At 61.8% G+C, this 18,981-nt stretch carries 18 protein-coding genes; 9 read left to right on the forward strand and 9 right to left on the reverse strand.

The window, feature by feature from the left end; all coding sequences use genetic code 11:
- Positions 1–2 precede the first annotated feature (2 nt).
- From IPL79_08585 to IPL79_08600, 4 genes are all read right to left on the reverse strand, one after another.
- Positions 3–872 carry an Ig-like domain-containing protein gene (locus IPL79_08585; GenBank protein MBK9071042.1) on the reverse strand — a complete coding sequence of 290 codons (870 nt, stop codon included), beginning with the start codon at positions 870–872 and terminating at the stop codon, positions 3–5.
- 340 nt (positions 873–1,212) lie between these two features.
- Positions 1,213–2,388, reverse strand: coding sequence for a recombinase RecA (recA, locus tag IPL79_08590; GenBank protein ID MBK9071043.1), 1,176 nt, complete (start codon positions 2,386–2,388; stop codon positions 1,213–1,215).
- A 70-nt stretch (positions 2,389–2,458) separates the two neighbouring features.
- On the reverse strand, positions 2,459–3,151 hold the full coding sequence (locus IPL79_08595) for a hypothetical protein (protein ID MBK9071044.1): 693 nt from the start codon (positions 3,149–3,151) through the stop codon (positions 2,459–2,461).
- A gap of 21 nt (positions 3,152–3,172) precedes the next feature.
- Positions 3,173–4,456, reverse strand: a complete 1,284-nt coding sequence (locus IPL79_08600) for a CinA family nicotinamide mononucleotide deamidase-related protein (protein ID MBK9071045.1) — start codon at positions 4,454–4,456, stop codon at positions 3,173–3,175.
- Positions 4,457–4,591: 135 nt separating this feature from the next.
- On the opposite strand from IPL79_08600, the gene IPL79_08605 reads away from it, so the two are divergent.
- Both IPL79_08605 and IPL79_08610 read left to right on the forward strand, forming a co-directional pair.
- Positions 4,592–5,356: a Stp1/IreP family PP2C-type Ser/Thr phosphatase gene (locus IPL79_08605; protein ID MBK9071046.1), complete on the forward strand. Its 765-nt coding sequence runs from the start codon at positions 4,592–4,594 to the stop codon at positions 5,354–5,356.
- 21 nt (positions 5,357–5,377) lie between these two features.
- Entirely contained in the window at positions 5,378–5,782 is a 405-nt protein-coding gene (locus tag IPL79_08610; GenBank protein ID MBK9071047.1) for a hypothetical protein, read from the forward strand.
- 70 nt (positions 5,783–5,852) lie between these two features.
- On the opposite strand, the gene IPL79_08615 is transcribed toward IPL79_08610, so the two are convergent.
- The 3 genes from IPL79_08615 to IPL79_08625 all read right to left on the reverse strand — a co-directional run bounded on the left by IPL79_08615 (position 5,853) and on the right by IPL79_08625 (position 9,221).
- Positions 5,853–7,190: a VWA domain-containing protein gene (locus IPL79_08615; GenBank protein MBK9071048.1), complete on the reverse strand. Its 1,338-nt coding sequence runs from the start codon at positions 7,188–7,190 to the stop codon at positions 5,853–5,855.
- Positions 7,191–7,199: 9 nt separating this feature from the next.
- Positions 7,200–8,528, reverse strand: coding sequence for a VWA domain-containing protein (locus IPL79_08620; protein ID MBK9071049.1), 1,329 nt, complete (start codon positions 8,526–8,528; stop codon positions 7,200–7,202).
- 177 nt (positions 8,529–8,705) lie between these two features.
- Positions 8,706–9,221, reverse strand: coding sequence for a transcriptional repressor (locus IPL79_08625; protein ID MBK9071050.1), 516 nt, complete (start codon positions 9,219–9,221; stop codon positions 8,706–8,708).
- A gap of 104 nt (positions 9,222–9,325) precedes the next feature.
- Here IPL79_08625 and xseB point away from each other — a divergent pair, with 104 nt between their 5' ends.
- From xseB to IPL79_08645, 4 genes are all read left to right on the forward strand, one after another.
- Entirely contained in the window at positions 9,326–9,619 is a 294-nt protein-coding gene (xseB, locus tag IPL79_08630) for an exodeoxyribonuclease VII small subunit (GenBank protein MBK9071051.1), read from the forward strand.
- A gap of 2 nt (positions 9,620–9,621) precedes the next feature.
- Positions 9,622–10,458, forward strand: a complete 837-nt coding sequence (locus IPL79_08635) for a polyprenyl synthetase family protein (GenBank protein ID MBK9071052.1) — start codon at positions 9,622–9,624, stop codon at positions 10,456–10,458.
- 28 nt (positions 10,459–10,486) lie between these two features.
- On the forward strand, positions 10,487–12,919 hold the full coding sequence (locus tag IPL79_08640; protein MBK9071053.1) for a transglycosylase SLT domain-containing protein: 2,433 nt from the start codon (positions 10,487–10,489) through the stop codon (positions 12,917–12,919).
- 109 nt (positions 12,920–13,028) lie between these two features.
- Positions 13,029–13,928, forward strand: a complete 900-nt coding sequence (locus IPL79_08645; GenBank protein ID MBK9071054.1) for a hypothetical protein — start codon at positions 13,029–13,031, stop codon at positions 13,926–13,928.
- Here the strand turns inward: IPL79_08645 and IPL79_08650 are convergent.
- Both IPL79_08650 and dnaJ read right to left on the reverse strand, forming a co-directional pair.
- Positions 13,925–14,809: an alpha-ketoglutarate-dependent dioxygenase AlkB gene (locus IPL79_08650; protein MBK9071055.1), complete on the reverse strand. Its 885-nt coding sequence runs from the start codon at positions 14,807–14,809 to the stop codon at positions 13,925–13,927. The two genes, IPL79_08645 and IPL79_08650, sit on opposite strands and share 4 nt — an antisense overlap.
- Positions 14,810–14,812: 3 nt before the next feature.
- Entirely contained in the window at positions 14,813–15,916 is a 1,104-nt protein-coding gene (gene dnaJ, locus IPL79_08655; GenBank protein ID MBK9071056.1) for a molecular chaperone DnaJ, read from the reverse strand.
- Between the two features lie 172 nt (positions 15,917–16,088).
- On the opposite strand from dnaJ, the gene IPL79_08660 reads away from it, so the two are divergent.
- From IPL79_08660 to IPL79_08670, 3 genes are all read left to right on the forward strand, one after another.
- Positions 16,089–17,003, forward strand: a complete 915-nt coding sequence (locus tag IPL79_08660) for a branched-chain amino acid transaminase (protein ID MBK9071057.1) — start codon at positions 16,089–16,091, stop codon at positions 17,001–17,003.
- Between the two features lie 240 nt (positions 17,004–17,243).
- Entirely contained in the window at positions 17,244–17,576 is a 333-nt protein-coding gene (locus IPL79_08665; GenBank protein ID MBK9071058.1) for a hypothetical protein, read from the forward strand.
- Between the two features lie 359 nt (positions 17,577–17,935).
- A complete protein-coding gene (locus IPL79_08670; protein MBK9071059.1) occupies positions 17,936–18,517 on the forward strand; it encodes a hypothetical protein in 582 nt (193 codons plus the stop codon).
- Positions 18,518–18,981 lie beyond the last annotated feature (464 nt).

Consider the following 18,981-nt stretch of genomic DNA (forward strand, 5'->3'; position numbering starts at 1 on the left):
CCCTATTCCTCAGCCGCCACAACGGTGATTTGCAAAACCTGGTTTTCTTCGATCGTCAGCGAGCCGCCGCCGAGATCGTAAAACACCGAGCCTGCATTGAGTGTGAGCGTATATGTTTCGCCGACCATTAACGGCGCGTCGGGCGTCAGCACGATCGCCGTGCCATCCGCACTCGGCGTTAGCGAAATTTCGTTGAGCGCGCTATCGACGAACGAACCGTCGACTTCATTGAGCGCGGCACCATCCATGTAGTTGTTAAACAACAGATAGACCGCGACGTCAGGCGTAACTTCAGTCGGGAGGATGACGTCATTTTCGTCGGGATCGTTTGGTGGCGGGTCAAAGCCGTAGAATTCGAGGCCAACGACCGGTACGTCGTAGGGGCCAAGTTGATCAGACGGCACCGTTTCGCCGCTCTTGTCGAGGACCACGCCGCTCTTGAGCGTGATTTGGCACGTTTCGCCAGCCGGAATCACGTCGAGTGGTTCGATCACCAGCGAAGGGCCAGGTGGATAGGTGAAGGCATTGCCGTTTGGCACGTAGTAACCATCGTATGCGATCGGCGTGTTGCCCGGGCCGCAGGTAACATCGAACGGCAGGCTGCCAGCGAGGCTGCCTTGGTAGATGTCGTCATCCGTCTCAGTGGTATCTTCGCCGCCGACTTGCGTCAGCGTTTCAATGCTGGTGTCGAGCAGCTCGTCAAACACCACGATGAATTGTGGAACTTCGGCCTGCGCAACAGCGAAGAGGTCGAAACCGCCGTCATCGTTTCGCAGAAAGTTGCAAAACTCATCTGGCACGTTTTCGTCATCTTCGCGGCAATAGGTCGCGCCCCACCACCAATCGGGGTCGCGCACAATGACCGCTAGCACTTCCGGCGGCCCTTCGGCCCGAAGCGATGTTTTAAGATCTGGGCTGCTGCAGGCAACCGCACTAAGTAATAGCGCTGCTGCAGGCAACCTAAACGCACCAAAGTTAGTCTTCATCTCGTTAAACCCTCCTGTAGCTTGAACTTGCGTAATGTAACCATCTGAAACTACTTGCCCGCAATGCCTCGGGCCGTTTGTTTTCAAAGTGATCTCTCTTATTCAGTGTAGTAACGGTACTTACACAATCGCAAATTTTTGGCCAAGAGCGACACTCGCTGCGAAAATCAGCGGCGCTCGCCGTGGTGGACAGGTAAACGCTTACGTAACTAACTTGCGCCGACCGTTACGCGTTTGGGCGCTTCGCCGGCGGCGGTAAGGGCTTGCTAGCCGCAGCTGCTGACGACGAGGCTGCCGGCGCCGCCGTAGCAGGCTTCATCGCCTTCGTGTCATCCGTTGGTGCGGTGACCACGGCTGGCGGGCCGTCGATGCCGATGCGACGCACGTTATAGTGAAGCAGCACCTTGCCCTCGATCTCGTTGTACATGTCCGGGTGTTCTATAAGGAACTGCTTGGCGTTATCGCGGCCCTGACCGATGCGCTCGGGGCCATAGGACAGCCACGCGCCGCTCTTGTCGATGATATTGGCCTCGACGGCGAGATCGATGAGGTCGCCCTCGCGCGAGATACCGTGGCCGTAAAGGATATCGAACTCGACCTCCTTAAATGGTGGCGCCAGCTTGTTCTTAACCACCTTGACCCGCGTGCGGCTGCCGATGACGTCTTCGTCCTTCTTAATCGCCCCAATGCGCCGGATATCGAGGCGCACCGAGCAATAGAACTTCAGCGCGTTGCCACCCGTGGTGGTTTCGGGGCTGCCAAACATCACGCCGATTTTGGAACGAATTTGGTTGATGAAGATGACCATCGTGCGCGATTTGGAAATGGCGCCGGTGAGCTTGCGCAGCGCCTGGCTCATGAGGCGCGCCTGCAGGCCCATGTGCGAATCGCCCATTTCGCCTTCGAGCTCGGCCTTAGGAGTTAGCGCGGCCACGGAGTCGACCACCACGAGATCGACCGCGTTGGAGCGCACCAACATGTCGGCAATTTCGAGTGCCTGTTCGCCGTAGTCTGGCTGCGATACCAAGAGCTCTTCGGTTTTCACGCCAAGCTTTTTGGCATAGCCGATATCCAGCGCGTGCTCGGCGTCGATAAAGGCGCACACGCCGCCGCGCTTTTGCGCTTCGGCAATCGCGTGCAACGTTAGCGTGGTTTTACCGCTCGACTCTGGGCCGTAGATCTCGACGATCCGACCACGCGGTAAGCCACCAACGCCAAGCGCGATGTCTAGCCCCAGCGAGCCGGTTGGGATCACTTGAACTTCACGTTCGACGGAATCTTTGCCAAGGCGCATGATCGCGCCCTTGCCGAATTGTTTTTCAATGGCGCCCAAGGCCACATCAATGGCCTTGTCGCGCGCATTGCCGGCGGCGGTTGCTGCTTCTTTCGTGGTTGGTGTCATCCCTATTGCCATTGCGATCTCCTCTTACGTACCGTTTACTGATTATGAGTTTGTGTACGCGGTGGCTCTGTCAATCGATGGCTTCTTGGTGCCGGTCGCCCGGTGCCCAACCGTCATCTGTTGATAGCGCTGCATCGTACATGCTCGTTTGTACAGGTACCGTCTGACGTTTGGCAACTTCGTGGGGGATCCCTAGGATGCGTTTTTTGATCACATCGAACTCGTAACCATTTGATTTAACTTCTGTATTTATCAAATTGATCATTTGCACAGGTACTACTGGAAAGGTGTCGTCGCCGTGCGTGACGCACAGCGGACCCAGCGAGCTGGGGCGTTTGGCACGTGCGATGACGACGTCAAAGGCCGGCGCGGCGGGCACCTGAAAGCCGAGTCCGCCGAGCTGGGTGGCCAAGGCACTAGCTAAGCGCTGCAGTTGTGGCGATGACGCGACGCCCACAACGATCGCGGTAGCGGCATCGCCGCTGGCGTTAGGACGAATCCCGCGCACGGTAAGGTCGAAAGGTTGGGTTTCGGCGGCGATTGACCGCATCACGTCATCGACTGCCACGGCGGCTTCGGGACGAAACCAACCGAGGTAGGCCAAGCACACATGATACGAGGAGGGTGCCATCCACGCGAGCTCGAGCCCAAGCCCCGGGGCGCGCCGCGACATGCTGTCGGCCAAGGCCCCAAGATTGGAACACAAAGCCGCCGGCAGCGAGATGGATACCACGCCGCGAACGGCGCCAACTGTCTCGGTCATGGCAAAACCCTAGCACCAAACTTACGAGGTGGGCGTGCCCGTAACGAGCACTTCACCGCGAATGTGCGCGACGATCATGCGCAGGCCCCACCACGCCGCCAGCAGCCGCACTTGATCACGCGCGCCGGGAAACCAAATCGACCGCGTCGTTATGCCGGCATCATGCGCCAACGCGAGCCAAACCGTCCCCACGGGTTTTGCGGCGCTGCCGCCACCCGGCCCGGCAATGCCGGAGACGGCGAGTGCCAACGACGTCGCAAACTGCGCGCGCGCCGCGCTCGCCATTTGCGTAACACACGCCTCGCTCACCGCGCCGTGCTCGCCGAGCAATTCCGAGCTGACCTGGAGCAACCTTGTTTTTTCGCGATCAGCGTACGTCGTCACGCCGCCGGGAAAAAAAGTCGAGGCGCCAGGCGCGTCGGTCAGGAGCGCGGCCAGCAGGCCACCGGTGCACGATTCGGCGGTGGCGACGGAAATGCCGCCTTCGCGCAGCAGGCGCGCACAGAGCGCGGGCAACGCCTCGTCGCCGGTGCCGTAGCACCAGGGGCCTAGCGCCGCTGTCACGCGGCGATCGAGCTCGCCGTCAGCGGCATCGGACTCGGCATCGCCCCCGGCGCGGCGCACAAATTTCACCAACGTTTCGGGAAATTTGACCTGATAGTGCACGCTCGTTTTTGCCAAGGCCGGCGCAATGTCGCGACATCGCGCCGAGACCTGAGACTCACCCAGCCCAAAGGCGCGAAACACGCGACGCTCGACGATGTGATCGCCCGGCGATCTTACGCGCGCGCATAGCTCGCTTATGCGCGCCCGCACGCCGCCCTCGAAGATATCAATCATCTCGCGCGGCACGCCGGGAAAGCAGAAAATGGCCGCGCCGCCGTGGGCAAACTCAAAGCCTGGTGCGAGGCCAACGTTGTTGCGCCAGGCCGCGGCCCCCGCAGGCCGCCTGACCTGCCGCAACATTAAGGGGTGTGTCGCGCGGGTTGTGCCGGCGAAGCGCCGCCGCATCTGCTCGGCCGCGGGCTCGTCGATCACCGCCTCACAGCCAAGCAGGCCGCAAACCACGTCGACCGTAAGATCGTCCTCGGTCGGGCCGAGGCCGCCTGTGCACAGCACCAGCTCGGCCCGCGACGCGGCGGCGGTCAGCGCGAGTGCGATATCGGGCGCGTCGTCGCGACAGGTGACGCGCCACGGTACCTCGATGCCCAGCTCCCACAAGGCGGCGCTCAACCACGCCGCGTTCGTATCCACAATCTCGCCGCGGCAGATCTCGTCGCCAATCGTCACGATCTCAGCTCGCATGCGGCGGCTATAGCGCGATTTCCCCCTTAAAACATCACGGGGCCGCAAACGGATCCGCCGTTAGTTGACGCGACTTGGACTTGTTCTTTATCATGATGCCTCAAGCTGGCCGACCAGCACCGGACACGCCCTGTTATGAAAATTCGTTACGCCGCCAAGACTGACGTTGGAATGAAGCGTGCCCACAACGAGGACTACTTCTCGCTCAACGAAGAGGAGCGCTTGTTCTTGGTTGCCGACGGCATGGGCGGCCACGCCTCGGGCGAAGTCGCCTCCAAGTTAGCCACCGAAACCATCGGCGAATTTTATCAGCGCACGGGGGCCGATGATGACTCGACGTGGCCGTACAAGATGGACCGCTCGCTGACCTACACCGAGAATCGCTTGGTGTGTTCAATCAAGCTCGCCAACCTGCGCATCTATGAGACCTCGACGCGCGATATTCGTTATAAAGGCATGGGCACCACGCTCGTGTGCTGCTTGGTTGCCGGCGACAAGATCTATGTCGGCCACGTTGGCGATTCACGCGCCTACCGCGTGCGGCGCGGCGAGATCACCCAACTAACCCGCGACCATTCCCTGCTCGAGGACTACAAAGAAGCTAAGCCTGACATGACGGAAGAGGAAGAGCGCAACTTCCCGCATAAGAATGTGATCACCAGGGCGCTTGGCATGCGCGAGACGGTGCAGGTAGATATTCGCGCCCACGACATCGAAATTGGCGACTTGTATCTGCTGTGTTCCGATGGCCTAACGGGCATGGTGCCCGACGCCAAGATCGCCGAGATTTCGACCAAAGACGACGTGCTCGATCGCATGGTCGCGGAGCTGGTCGATGCGGCCAACCGCGCAGGCGGCACCGACAACGTGACCACGCTCCTCATCCATTGCTTCGATTAGCAATCCGCTAGATAGTGGGCTATGCCCAATTTCGATCGTGTGCTGGCCAGCTGCTTTGCCCTGTTGGCCTTGCTTCCAGCTTGCAAAGAGGCTGGCAAGGGCGTAGCCCACTTCGGCGAGTGGACGATCGGCAAGACGACGCTCAAAGATGCATCTGGTCGCTGCGTGCCGACAACGTTTGCTAACGGCAAGGCCGGCGTCTATTGCTTCGGACAGCGGCCCGCCACCATTGCGGGCCAAAGTGCGACGGTCGATCTCTATTTCGCAACCAACACGCCGGATGCGCCGCTCATCGAATTGCAGCTAACCCTTGCGGCATGCAAACCCGAGCCAGTGCAAGGTTGGTTGCGCACCACGCTGGGGGCCCAAAACGTCGGAGGGGGCCCGCATGACCTGGGAAACGCCGGCCTTGCTTGGCCTGGCTGACGTCCCTGCCGCGAACGGCAAGTGCAGGCTTCGTTTTTTTCCGCCCAGCGAGCGGGCTGAGTTTGTTAGGCTAGCGGCGGCGGCGACACAAAACTAAGCACGGCGCCAGCCACAAAATTAGCAGCGCGGCCAGGCCACCCGCACCAACACCATTAGCATTGCACGCGCAACCCCCGACATTTCCGCTTTCAAAATATTCCTTGTCGTCCGGCAAGGTGGCGCTCCCTTCTTGGCACGTACCGGCTTGGCACACGTAGCCTTCGTCGCATAGTGGCGGATTAATGGTGCTGCCGATGATGCTGACGTCGTACTCATCAGTCGAGCCATCGCAATCATTGTCGAGGCCATCGCACACCTCAAGCTGTGGCCCAACATCGCCTTGGCATCCGGAGAGGATGCCTTGCGAGGTGCAGGCTTGTAACCCGAGCTCGCAGGTGCCGCGCGGCGAGATGCCGCAGCTCACGGGGTCTTCATCCGCATCACACGGACAGCCCTCATCAATGGCGCCATTGCAATCATTGTCTAGGCCATCGCATCCCTCAAATGCGGGCGCCTGCGCCGTACAGGCAACCCATTGACCGTCGGTGCAGCTCTCGCTGCCGGCGCCGCAGGCCGACGCGCAAGCGCGCACGAGGTCCTCGTCGATCTGGCCGTTGCAATCATTGTCGCGGCCATCGCAAATCTCCGTTCCGGCGACCTCGACGATGAGGCGATCGAGCACCTCGGCAAGGTCGCCGCCGCTGTTGACCTGCTCATAGCAGAGGTTGTCGTCCGAGGGCAGCTCGGCGTTGACGTTGCAGTCTAGGTGCGCCGTCCCCGCGATGAGCGCCATGCTGGTCATGGCCAAGGTATCGACGCTTTCGCCAAAGCCGATGATAAAGGTCGCGACGCCTTGCGCGTTCAAAGCGGTCACCGCGGCATCGCCAGCAAAGCGTGCGTCCGGATCGTAGGGTGAACACCATTGCCACCCATCCGTTATCAAGATCGCGTATTTGCCCCCCGTGGCGCCCTCAAACGCATTGGAATCTGCCAGGGCCTCGAGCGACTCCGCGATCGGCGTCCAATTGCCCGCGGTCGGCGGGGGCGCGACGAGCGCGTCCGCGATGGCGGCGGCACGACCTTGCGCGGGGGCGATTACCATCTTGCCAGCACCGCATTTGTTCGGCGATGGAAAGGTCATCAGGCCAAATCGCGCATCGGCTTCATAGGTCGCCAGCACGCCATTTATGGCCTGGCGCGCGACGTCCCACTTGGCGACGTCGTCGATGCTCCCCGTGATCATCGAACTCGATTTATCGAGCACAATCACGACCGTGGGTGGACTGCACTCGACACCCGCCTCCGCAGTCGTTACGTCAAACAGCAACGCCACGGCGAGCGACGTGGAAGCCAACCAGTAGCGAGACACCCACTAAGTCTACGCCGAACGGCGACGGCGCAGGAATAGAATTGCACCAATGAGGCCAAATGCGGCTAAGTCGCCCGGCCCGCCGCCACCGCGGCAGGCGCAGGACGATACCTTAGCCCCGGTCTCATCAAACGGTGAGCCGGTCGGATCGGTGGGGGTGACGCAGGTGCCGTCGATGCAAATCTGCCCGGGGTCACAGATGAGCCCGTCGCGGCCGGTCAGCCAAAGCGCGAGCGACGGCGAAGGCGTCTCCTCGTCCACGTCGCCATCGCAATCGTTGTCGAGGTTATCGCAGGTTTCCTCGCCAGGCACGACGAGGCCTTCGCAGGCGCCCCACACGCCGCCTTCGCACAGCTGTGTCCCCGGCTGGCAGACACCCTCGGTGGTATCTTCGCCGCACGTGCGCGCATCGCCATCGACGCATTCGCATCCCGGGTCGATCGCGCCATCGCAGTCATTGTCGAGGCCGTCGCAAATGTCCGCGCCGGGCTGCGGCGCATCGCACGCGCCCCACGTGCCATTTTCGCAGGTTTCGCTGCCGCCTCCGCACGCGGTCGCGCAATCGCGGCTTAGGTTCTCGTCGACCTCACCATCGCAATCGTTGTCGAGACCATCGCAGATCTCGTCGGTCGCGACGGTGCCGACGATCTCCGCCAAGGCGGCCTGCAACTGCGCCAGGTTGTCGGCCTGATAATAACAAACGTCAGGGTTGCTCGGATCGGTGGCCGTGACGTCGCAGCCGCTGGTATGGCTGCCGGCCAACACCGCCATCCGCCCCAACGCAAGCGCATCGACCGCGGCGCCAAATCCGACCACGAACGTCTTAATCCCCTTGGCATTTAGGTCGACAATGCCTTGCTCGCCGGCAAATCGAGTTGCCGGGTCGTAGGGAGAGCACCACTGCCAACCATCTGAGATCAAAATCACATATTTGGGTGCCGCCGTCTCCTCCCACGTAGGCAGGTTGGCGGCCGCTTGCAGCGTCTGCGCCATTGGCGTCCAGTTGCCGGCATCTGGCGGCGGCGCTTGCAACACCTCGGCGATCGCCGCCTGGTTGCCGAGTGCCGGCGCGACGTCCTGCTGCCCCGGCCCGCACTGGTTTGGCCGGGGAAAGGTCACCAAGCCAAACTCTACGTTTTGTTCGTAAGTTCCCAGGACTTGCGAGATAGCGGTCGCGGCGATACTCCATTTGGTCGTGCCGCCGATGGAGCCCGTTACCATCGAACTCGACTTGTCGAGGACAACCATCGCGCGCGACGGCACGCATACCGTGGGGTCAGCTGCCGCATCGCGCGGTACTGCGGCGATGACACCCGCAATGCTAAGCGCTGACAGCACGACTGTTCCCAAAGATCGTTTTCCGAAACGACGTTCACTAACTAATTGATCCCTCATCATGACGCCGCACTCAGCAAAAAACGCGCCAAGGCTAACGGTTCAATATTATTTCAAGATCATTTGTCCAGTAGCTGGCCGCGTGGCCGGACTGACCACGCTGGCCAGTCCGCGTACGCATCAACCAGCGTTCGGCCGAATTGAAACCAATTCGTTGGGGCAATGCCCAGCCTCAATACCGCGCGCCTTGGCGCACAGACCATAGAGTTCGTGGCGATGCCTGGAGACAGAAAAACCGCCGAGTTTTTCGGCGATGCGCTCCTGCAGCCGCTCGATTTCCGGATCTTCAAATTCCAAGATCAGGCTGCACTTGGTGCAGATAAAGTGATCATGGTGTTCGCCCGCCACTTCATAGCGCGCGTGCCCGTCGCTGAACTGCCGCTCGACCGCGAGGCCACACTCAACGAGCAGCTTGAGCGTGCGATACACCGTGGCGTAGCCGACCTTGCGATTGCGCCGCCGCACCTTGGCCAATAATTCGTCGATCGAAACGTGATCCGTCGTGCGAAAAAACAGGTCCACGATGACCTCGCGCTGCGACGTCGTGTTGAGCTTGTGCGCGGCCAAGTACGCCACCCAGCGGCGTTTTAGCTCTGCAGCGTCGCTACTGCGAAACTCCGACGCCTCCTCAGTCATTTTTTCACTTTTCCCCGAAGCCTTTGGTTTGTCAATGCATTTCAAGATGCACGGGATTCAATTACGGGTCCAGGTTTGGCCAAATTCTCCTGTATAGTCGGCGGATGGCAGCGCGCAAGCCCAACGAAAAACGAGACACCCCCGGCGACGAGGCGTCATTTGATCAAGTACTCGAGCAGCTACGCGTGGTCGTGGGCCAACTTGAGCGTGGCGAGCTTACGCTGGAGGAGTCGCTCGCGTCTTATGAACGTGGGGTCGCCTTGACCCGCCGTGGCCACGACCTGCTGCACGCCGCGGAGAAACGCATTGAATTGCTCGTGGGACCAGGCGGCGCCACCGCGCCACTGGCGGCGGCTAGCGATGAGGAAGACGACGACGGCGATCGGCAAGGCGCCTAAGCGTGGCCTCGACGTTTGCCGTTGCTGCCGCGCCAGTGCAAGCGCAGGCGTGGATCACACGTTGTGCCGATCGCGTCGAACAGGTGCTGGCCCGCCATCTTCAGCCGCCCTCCACCGATCACGGGCGCCTCATCGAAGCGATGCGCTACGCCGCGCTCGGCCCCGGCAAACGCTTGCGCCCGGCCATGCTGATGGCGAGCTGTGTCGACCTCGGCGGCAACCTTGCGCAAGCGGACGCCGCGGCCGCCGCCATCGAGTGCTTGCACGCATACACCTTGGTCCATGACGATCTGCCTGCGATGGACGACGACGTCGAGCGACGTGGGCGCCCCACCCTGCACATCGCGTTTGACGAGGCCACGGCCATATTAGCCGGCGACGGCCTTTTGACCGAGGCGTTTGGCTTGTTGGCGACGCTACCCACCCGCGCCGGCGAGGCAATCGCGACGCTGGCGCGCCTGAGCGGACCAGGCCACTTGCTCGCCGGTCAGGCGATCGATCTAGTCGCGCAGCGCGCGCAGCTGCCAATCTCTCCAGACGCGCTGCAGTCGATGCACGAAAAAAAAACTGGCGCGCTGTTTGCGGCCGCCGCCGCGCTCGGTGGCATCTGCGCCGATGCCGCGCCTGCCACCTGCGCGCGCCTTGAGGCCTTTGGCATGGCGTTTGGCCTCGCCTTTCAATATGCCGATGATCTCGATGACGGTGAGCATACGCACCTCGCCGAGCTCGCGCGCCGCGAAATGAAGCGGCATGCCGAGCTGGCGTGGGGCCACGCCCAGGCCGTGGCGCCTGGCGGCCAGCTCGCCGCGATGGCGGCGTGGGCGCGCGCCCTGGAATGAAAAGCCGCGCGCGTTGTTGTACGCTGCGATGATGTGGTCAACCGCGCGAACCTGGCTCCGCAACGGGCTTCCCATCATTGGCTGGCTGGCAACGATGGGTGCGTGCGCGACGCCTTCGTGCGCGCGCCATGATGCGCCTCGTCCTGCGACGTCAACGGCGCCCACCGCAGCGTCGCCGGCCTTGATACCGCCCGCGCACGACGAGCCGGCAGTCCACGCCGCACCATTTTCGCTTGACGCCGCGGCGCCGTATTTCACGGGCGATTGGGCGCCAGCCTACCAAGCATATCGCCGGGGGGACTACAAATCCGCGCGCGAGATAATCCTGGCGCTCCAAGGCCGCTCGGAAAAGAAAAGTAACTTTGAGGCGCACAACCATTCGAATATCTTGCTCGGGCTTTGCGAAGCCGGGCTCGCGCGCTGGGATGCGGCGGCGGTCGCCTTTGCCGCGGCGGTAACGCAAACCCCAGCGCTGGCGGATTGGCTGCGCTATCAACAAGCGCGAGCGCTGTACTTTGCCGGCGAGCACGCGCGCGCACGGACGGTGGCGCTGACCATCGATGCGGGCTCGATCGTCGGTGCCGATGCGGCATTGCTAGCCGCCGACGTAGTGCGCGGCGAAGGCAAGCCCGCGGCGACGGTGGCGGTGTATCGCGCTTACCTAACCGATCGCCCCAGCGGCATTCGGCGCGGCGAGGCACGCTTGCGTCTGGCAGAAGCGCTGGTCAAGGAGGGCACGGCGACGGGGCGAGACGAAGCAGGCCCGCTGCTACGACAACTATGGATCGCCGAGCCGCTCTCCAAATGGGGTGGCCAAGCGTTTGAGCTGCTGAAACAAACGTCGCCCGCGTTGGCGTCGCAGCCGCTGAGCGCCAGCGAACATATGACGCGCGGCATGGCGCTTTTTGCGGCCATGCGCAATCCGCAGGCGGCCGGGGCGTTTGCGGCGGCGCTCGCCACGGGTGCGCTCAGCGGCGCCGATCGCTGCCGCGCTGGCTATCACTTGGGGCAGAGCTGGTACAAGGAGCGCAAGCGCGAGCTCGCGGTGCCGGCGTTCTTGCAAGCGATCGAGGCGTGCAAGGCAGTGGGCGACAAAGACCTTTGGATGCGCAGCGCCTATCAAACCGGGCGCTCGTACAACATCTTGGGCAAGGCGGCCGAAGCCGCGGCGATGTTCGCGCAGACCAAGGTGATTGACCCGAGCAACACGCTCACCGATGACGCGTGGCTGCGCGAGGCCGAGGCGTGGTCGCTGCTTGGCGACGAAGCCAAGATCGAAGCGACGCTGGCCGCGATTCCCAAGCAGTTTCCTGCCGGCGACATGCGCGCCGAGGCGCTGTGGCGGCTTGGCTTTCGCGCCTGGCAACAAGGTCGCATCGACGACGCCATCGCGTGGTGGCAGCAACAAATCGTCGCCATGCCGATCGATCAAAATGCGTGGGGCGAAGGCCAGGCGCAGTATTGGTTGGGACGCGCGTTTGCGGCCAAAGGCGACCGCGAACGCGCGGTGACGCAATGGCGGCTCGCCGTTAGCACCTACCCGCTGTCGTATTACGCGCTGATTTCGCTCAATCGCCTGCGCGAGCTCGATCCGGCGCTGGTGGAAGCCACCTTGGCACCACTGCGCTTTGACCTCGCCTCGCCGGCGCCGACGCCGACGTTTGCGGCACAACCTGAGTGGGAAACGCCTGGCTTTGCGCGCGCGCTAGGCTTCTTGCGTCTGGGGCTTGGTACCGAGGCAGAGGCAGAATTGCGCGCGCTGGGCCTTTTGCCGCCGCCAGACCGAAAACAAGTAGAAGACGCGGCGAAGCTTGCCAAGCTGTGGGCGATCGCATTTCTTTATGATCGCGCGGAGCGCTACAGCACCTCGCATTGGCCCAGCCGCTGGCATACGCTCGATTACAAGCGGTTTTGGCCAGATGCCACCTGGCGAGCGTATTGGCAGGTAGCCTATCCGCTGGCGTTTGGCGAGTTGCTGCGCGAACACGCCACCAGAAACAATGTTCCCTTCGCGATGCAAATCGCCATCGTCCGCGAGGAGAGTGCGTTTACCCCTGATCTCGAATCGTTTGCCAATGCGATTGGGCTAACGCAAATGATCATCCCCACTGCGACGCGCTTTGCCAAAGGCACGGGCCTCACGGTATCGCGCGAGGCGTTGCAGGATCCGACGACCAATGTCACCATTGGCTCGCGTTTTCTGGGATTCTTGTTTACCTATTGGAACCGCTTTGAGGCGCTAATCCCAGCATCCTATAATGCCGGCGAGGGGGCGGTGCGGCGCGCGCTTAAGCTGCGCGGCACGATGGCAACGGATGAATTTATCGAGAGCATCGTTACCGATGAGACGCGGCTGTATTCCAAGCGCGTGCTCGCCACCTATTTTGTGTATGCGTGGTTGTATGAGCAACGTGTGCCTGTCATTGCGAACGCGATTCCGCGGGAGCTGTTGGCTAAATAGCCGCGGGTGGCTTTCGCCGCCGCCGCGTTGACAGGGCGGCGCCACGTTGCGACTATTAAAGGCAGTGCACGCCCCCGATCCATGGACCAAGCCCTCGTGGGCGTCGTTTATGTCGGTCGAGCAATGGGAGGCGTTCATCGCCACCGTCGAGCGCGAGCTCACCGATCGCGAGATCGACTACCGCCTCGACCAAGGCACGGTGTGGGCGGTGTGGGTCGGCGACGAGCCCTCGCCCTTGCTGCTGCTTAATCTCGCGCAAAAATGCGCCGCCGCCCCGGCCGATGAGCTGGCAGGAGTCATCAGCGAACATTTCGACGTGCTGCTGCGCATTCAAGACGAGCAAGAGCTGTTCCATCGCCTCTGCAACGACCTTGCCGCGGCGCGCCCCTTGCTCAAGCTTCGCGTCTATCCGCGCGATTCGATGGAGAGCGATCGCAGCGACTATCTGGTGCGCGACGTCACCGACGATCTGGTCGCGGTGCTGTGCTTTGACTTGCCAAACAACGTGGTGACCGTGCCCATCAGCGCCGTCTCGGCATGGGTGGCGGCGGGCGCGACCAACGTTGACGACCTGTGGTTTACCGCGCTGGCCAACGTGCGGCAGACCGAGCGCGGCGCGGTTGAGACGGTTGACATCGACAACGTGCCGCTGACCGCAATGACGGGCGAGAGCTTTTTCACCGCAACCCAGCTGCTGCTCATTGGCGACTTTGCCGACACCGACAATGACCTCGGCGTGGTGGCGGCGGTCCCCAACCGCCACACCCTGCTTTGGCACGCGCTTGGCGCCACGGGGATGAACGATCTCATCGCCGCCATGCTGCCGATTGTCACCGTCATGCACGCCAACGGCCCTGGCAGCGTCTCGCCGAATCTCTATTGGTGCCGCCGCGGCACCATTGTCACGCTGCCGATTGCGGAATCTGCCGACAGCTACGAATTCATGCCGCCGATCGAGTTCGAAGAAGACGTCATGGACGCGCTCGCCCGCCGCGCGAAGATGAATTAGCGATCGGGCGCCGCCCGCAGCGCCGCGGCGAAAAATTGCGAGTGCGTCGCGAGCTGCTGCATGTAGGCGTGCACGTCGTGGCGCGCTTGCGGCGACAATTTGGCGTAAGGCACCACGTGGGCGACAGGCACGTAGCGGAAGGTAAAGTTGATGCGGCGGGTGGCGAAGCCGTCAATGGCGGGCCCTAGCAAGTTCTTGGTTTTGGTTTCGACGCGCTGCACGCGGTGCAACGTTTCGTCTTTCCAATAGCTGCCGCCAAACACCTGCAGCGAGCGGTCGGCGAGCCACTCTTGCTTGACCGGCGCGGGATTGACGTGGCGGCCATGCGGGATAAATTGCAAAAGCGCGCGCTCGCCAAACGATAGCGACACCACCGGCCCCGGCTCAAAGTCGCGATGCTCGCCTACGCGCGCAGAGTCGACCCACTTTTGCTTGCCCGCCGCGTCGGTCACCTCGCGGTTGCCATAGAAATTGACCAGACACGTGTTGAGATGCCACTGCGGTGGAATATCGCTTGGCGCCAGCTTGGCGCGCACCAAGGCCTCGGCGCGCGCGACAATGGCCGCAAGCACCTTGGGATACGGCTCGGCCGCGACGCAGCGATTGGCGATGCCCTTTGGCGGATGGTAATAGTCCAAACACGCGAACTGCCAATTGCCCAGCCAATACACCGGGCGCAGCAGCGGACGTTGTTGCTTGCCGACTGGCGGCGGCCGACTGGTTGGATAACGCATCTCCCAAATTGGATGCAGCGTCGCCAGCCACGCGAGCACGTCGGCGCGTTCGGCGGCGCTGACATAGTCAGGCAAATATAAATAGCCGCGCGGCTCGCCCGCCGCGCGACGCGCGCCTCGCTGCGGAGCCACCGGGCCGCGACGCATGTCCTATTTGCTCTTGCGCTTGCCAAAAAGGCCGCGCTTGGCGCTCGGCTCTTCGCCCATCTCGCTGGCGAGCTGGCGCAGGAGCTCTTCTTGTTTGGCGGTTAGCTTGGTCGGCACCGCCACCGTAAATTGGACCACGTGCTCGCCGCGGCCGTGACCGCCCAGGCGCGGAATGCCTTGGCCGCGCCGCGCGATGACGTCGCCTGGCTGCGTCCCCGGCTTGACGTCGATCTTGGTGGTCCCGGTGCAGTTGTCGTCGAGCGTGTCAATTTCGATCTCTCCACCCAGGCAGGCAACGGTTATTGGCAGCGCGACCTCGGTGAGAATGTTGTCTTCTTCGCGGCGAAACCGATCGTCGGGTGCGACCGCGACCTCGACATATAAGTGGCCAGCTTCGCCGCCGCGCAACGAGGCCTCTCCCTTGCCGGCGAGCCGCAAGGTTTGGCCGTTGTCGATGCCCGCGGGAATGGTGATCGAAAGTGTCGACGTTTCCGCCGTCGCGCCGCGCCCTTTGCAGTCATCGCACGGCGACTTGATGAGCTTGCCCGCGCCGCGACACTTGGGACACGTGGTCTGCACCATGAAAAACCCTTGCGCATGCATGACTTGCCCGCGCCCACCGCACGCGCCGCAGGCTTCGGGCTTGGTGCCGGCTTTGGCGCCAGTACCCGTGCACGTGCCGCACGCGACCTGGCGACCGATTTCGACGTCCTTGGTGACGCCCCACACTGCTTCGGCAAACGTGAGCGAAACTTCCACCTTCAGATCTGCGCCGCGCGCGGAGCGCCGTCCGCCACCGCCACGACCAAACAAATCTCCGAACATGTCGCCGAAGGCAGAAAAAATGTCTTCGACGTTCGAAAAGCCGGGGCCACCACCAGGGCCTTCGCGCAGGCCGTCAAAGCCAAAGCGATCGTAGCGCGCGCGCTTGTCGTCATCCGACAGCACCTGATAGGCGTTGGCCGCCTCTTTAAATTTCTCTTCGGCGACGGCGTCGTTGGGGTTGTGATCCGGATGATATTGCTTGGCGAGCTTGTAGTACGCCTTCTTCATTTCGGACGCAGACGCCTCGCGACTTACACCCAGGACTTCGTAAAGATCTCGCATGTAGGCACCGCCGCAGTAGGAAGCTAGGTAATTCTCGCGTGGGCAGGTGTCAAGACACAGGCTAGCATTCATCCGATTTTTGCAAAAAATCGCGCACATGCGGGCGATTGTGCACGGGATCGCTGGCTCCGCTTGGCTTGCAAATAGCCCCATCCATTGGTAACCAGGGAACATGGGCATTAACAAGTTGGAGAAGATCTGGCTCGACGGCCACCTCGTGCCCTGGGACGACGCCAGCGACCACATGTTGGCGCACACGCTGCACTACGGCGTCGGCGCCTTCGAAGGCATTCGCGCCTACCAGCGCGCCGACGGACGCAGCGCGATTTTTCGCCTCCGCGAGCATATCGACCGCCTGTTTGAAAGTTGCAAAATCTGCACCATCGAGGTGCCGTTTACGCGCGAGCAGGTCATGCAAGCTTGCATCGATGTCGTGCGGGTCAACAAGCTGCCAAGCACGTACCTGCGCCCGCTGGTTTACTTGGGCTCCGGCGCGCTGGGCCTTGGCTCGTTTGAGCCGCCGGTGCGCGTCATGGTCGCCAACTTCGAGTGGGGTTCCTACCTCGGCGAAGCGGGGATCAAAAACGGCATCCGCTGCATGATCTCGGGCTACACCCGCGGCAACGGCAATTCGATTATGAACAAGGGCAAAATCTGCGGTCAATACGTCACGTCGGTGCTCGCTAAACGCATGGCGCTGAAGTCAGGGTTTGACGAGGCGCTGATGCTCGACCCGCAAGGCTCGGTCGCCGAGGGCACCGGTGAGAATATCTTTATGGTTAAGAACGGCGTCGTGCGCACGCCGCCGCTGGGCGCCGCCATCCTTGCCGGCATCACGCGCGACACCGCCATCTCGCTGCTGCGTGAAAAAGGCATCGAAGTGCGCGAGGAACTCATCGCGCGCGACGAGCTTTACACCGCCGACGAAGTATTTCTCACCGGCACCGCCGCCGAGATTACGCCGGTGCGCGAGATCGACCATCGCGCGCTGAACGTCGGCGCCATCACGCGCAATCTGCAAGAACAATACTTTTCCATCGTCAAGGGCGGCGACGCCAAGCACGACGCGTGGCTGGCGTACTGCTAGGCTGCTGCTCGCGAGAAGCGGATTGTGAATAGCTAACCGAGCACGTCGGATAGCCGTGATACTGCCGGAATCCGGCATTTCGCAACGCGCGCGCTCCTAAGCTGCCCGAAATCCACCATTTCCGCCTAAGTTTCCATCGCTGCCTGTTTTCTTCGTCGGGCAGACGTTGAAGTTGGCGACAACACGTCGTCCACCAGATGGCTCTTGCAATTTTGGGCTTGAATCTCTTATCGTTAGCCCATGCGGTTGGCCGAGCAGTTGGCTCAAGTCGGTTTTGGACGCGAAAAGTTCAGCCGACAGTGGAGGGTCTCATCCCAATGGTCAATTTGCTCGAGGAAAGTCTTGGGACTCAATAGCGCCCCGCAATTGCCTAAGAATCATATTTTGTCGGGAATGAAGCTGAACAAGATCGCCACGCGTATCGATAGCGACGATGTCTTATATCTGATCGATTCGAATTTACCGAAAATCGCACTAATCCATCTGACTTACGCCAAGGAGACTGAAGCTGCTTGGCCAATCGCTCAAATATATGAAAATCTCGACGAATTTCTAATAGAAGAATCGCCGTAAATGATGAAGGCCACCCTTAGGGGGTGTCCCTAATTTTTCGAGGGCGGCCTTGGCGTGATTGCCCGGGGTGAATAAGCCGTTCGGCGTGCGGGACGGGCACGCTGACTGGCAGGTTGACGCACGTATCTTTCTGCTCGCAGATCACACCCCTCCGGGGTCGTGCGAGACGCTTGTGGTATCCACCGCGCTCGGTGGAAACACCGCTGACCTGCAATCTATGCTCGCGGAAGAAACGTGCGCCACCCGCCGTTTGGAAACAGGTTTAGCTCCAGCGGGGTAACGGTCGCAAGCGGCTAGTTAACGTGGAGACAGTCGGCCTCACCTGTACTCGCTGCGCCCCATAACGCGACAAGGCACCCATGCAACGTAGCGGATTGTTGCGATTCTTGGCGAGCCGTATCTTGGATCGACTATTGCAAAAGCCCAATGGCATGAAAACCCAATGTTCTGTGCTTATCATCCTCGCGGCGCTCGCAGGCACCATTTTCCTGCCTCCGGCGGCGCAAGCGGCTCGGTCCACGTCCCAGCCAGGCGACGGGGCAAAACCTCGACTCGAAGTCGGCCGCCAACACGATCGTCGTGCAAAAACCCTGGCCTTAAAGAAAAAATCCAACCAACCTGGCCTTGCCAAGGCGAAGGCTAAGACTGGTTCGCCCGAGACAAGAGTTATCAATAAGCAGGCCGTCGCCAAGCCCGAGCAGGCGCGACGAAAGCTCGCCGGTAGGGTCGCCTTGGCGGTTCACATAATGATTGGGGTTTCCAGCTTGGCGTTAATGATATTCGGCGGCGAGAACGGCTCTAGTCTTGGCATGGGGGCATTTTTTATCAACGGTATGTTTAGCCCTCTGAGCGCTCTCATTTTTGGTGAAGACGATGGGGACGTCGCGGGGGCCAAGGGTCAGGCCGCAGCGACACCGGGCGAGGCCGCTGCACGCCCATAGCGGTTGCCGAGTGTCAGCGCACGAAGCTGATGTTCGACGGTTAGCGTAGCGGTCGGCCCACGGGTTGCCGCGGCGGCAAAGTGCGCTAGCTGACGCGCCGGCGGCTATTCGCTCGCAAGCGACTTATCTAGGTATTGCGCGGGCGCGCCCCCTTGTGACCAGCCCAGCACAAACAGCATGCCGAGATCGCCATCACAATCGAGATCGTAGGTGACGGCGGTCGCAAAGCTCAGTGCGTTTACGCCGGGCGCCTGGTCTGCAAGCGGCGGCGTGAAGGTTGCGGCGCCCAAGGGCGCTGGCGCCATATCCAATACCCCGTCCATCGGCGTATAGGCGTAGCTACCGTAGAAGTCGTCCGCGATGTGGAAATCAAGCTGACCTGCCCAATCCGCATCGGCGAGTAGCCAGTCACTCGCGGCGTGCCTATTCTTGGCCTTGCCGCATGCTGTAACGCCGGGATTCGC

Source organism: Myxococcales bacterium (assembly GCA_016716835.1).
Taxonomy (GTDB): Bacteria; Myxococcota_A; Polyangia; order Haliangiales; family Haliangiaceae; genus JADJUW01.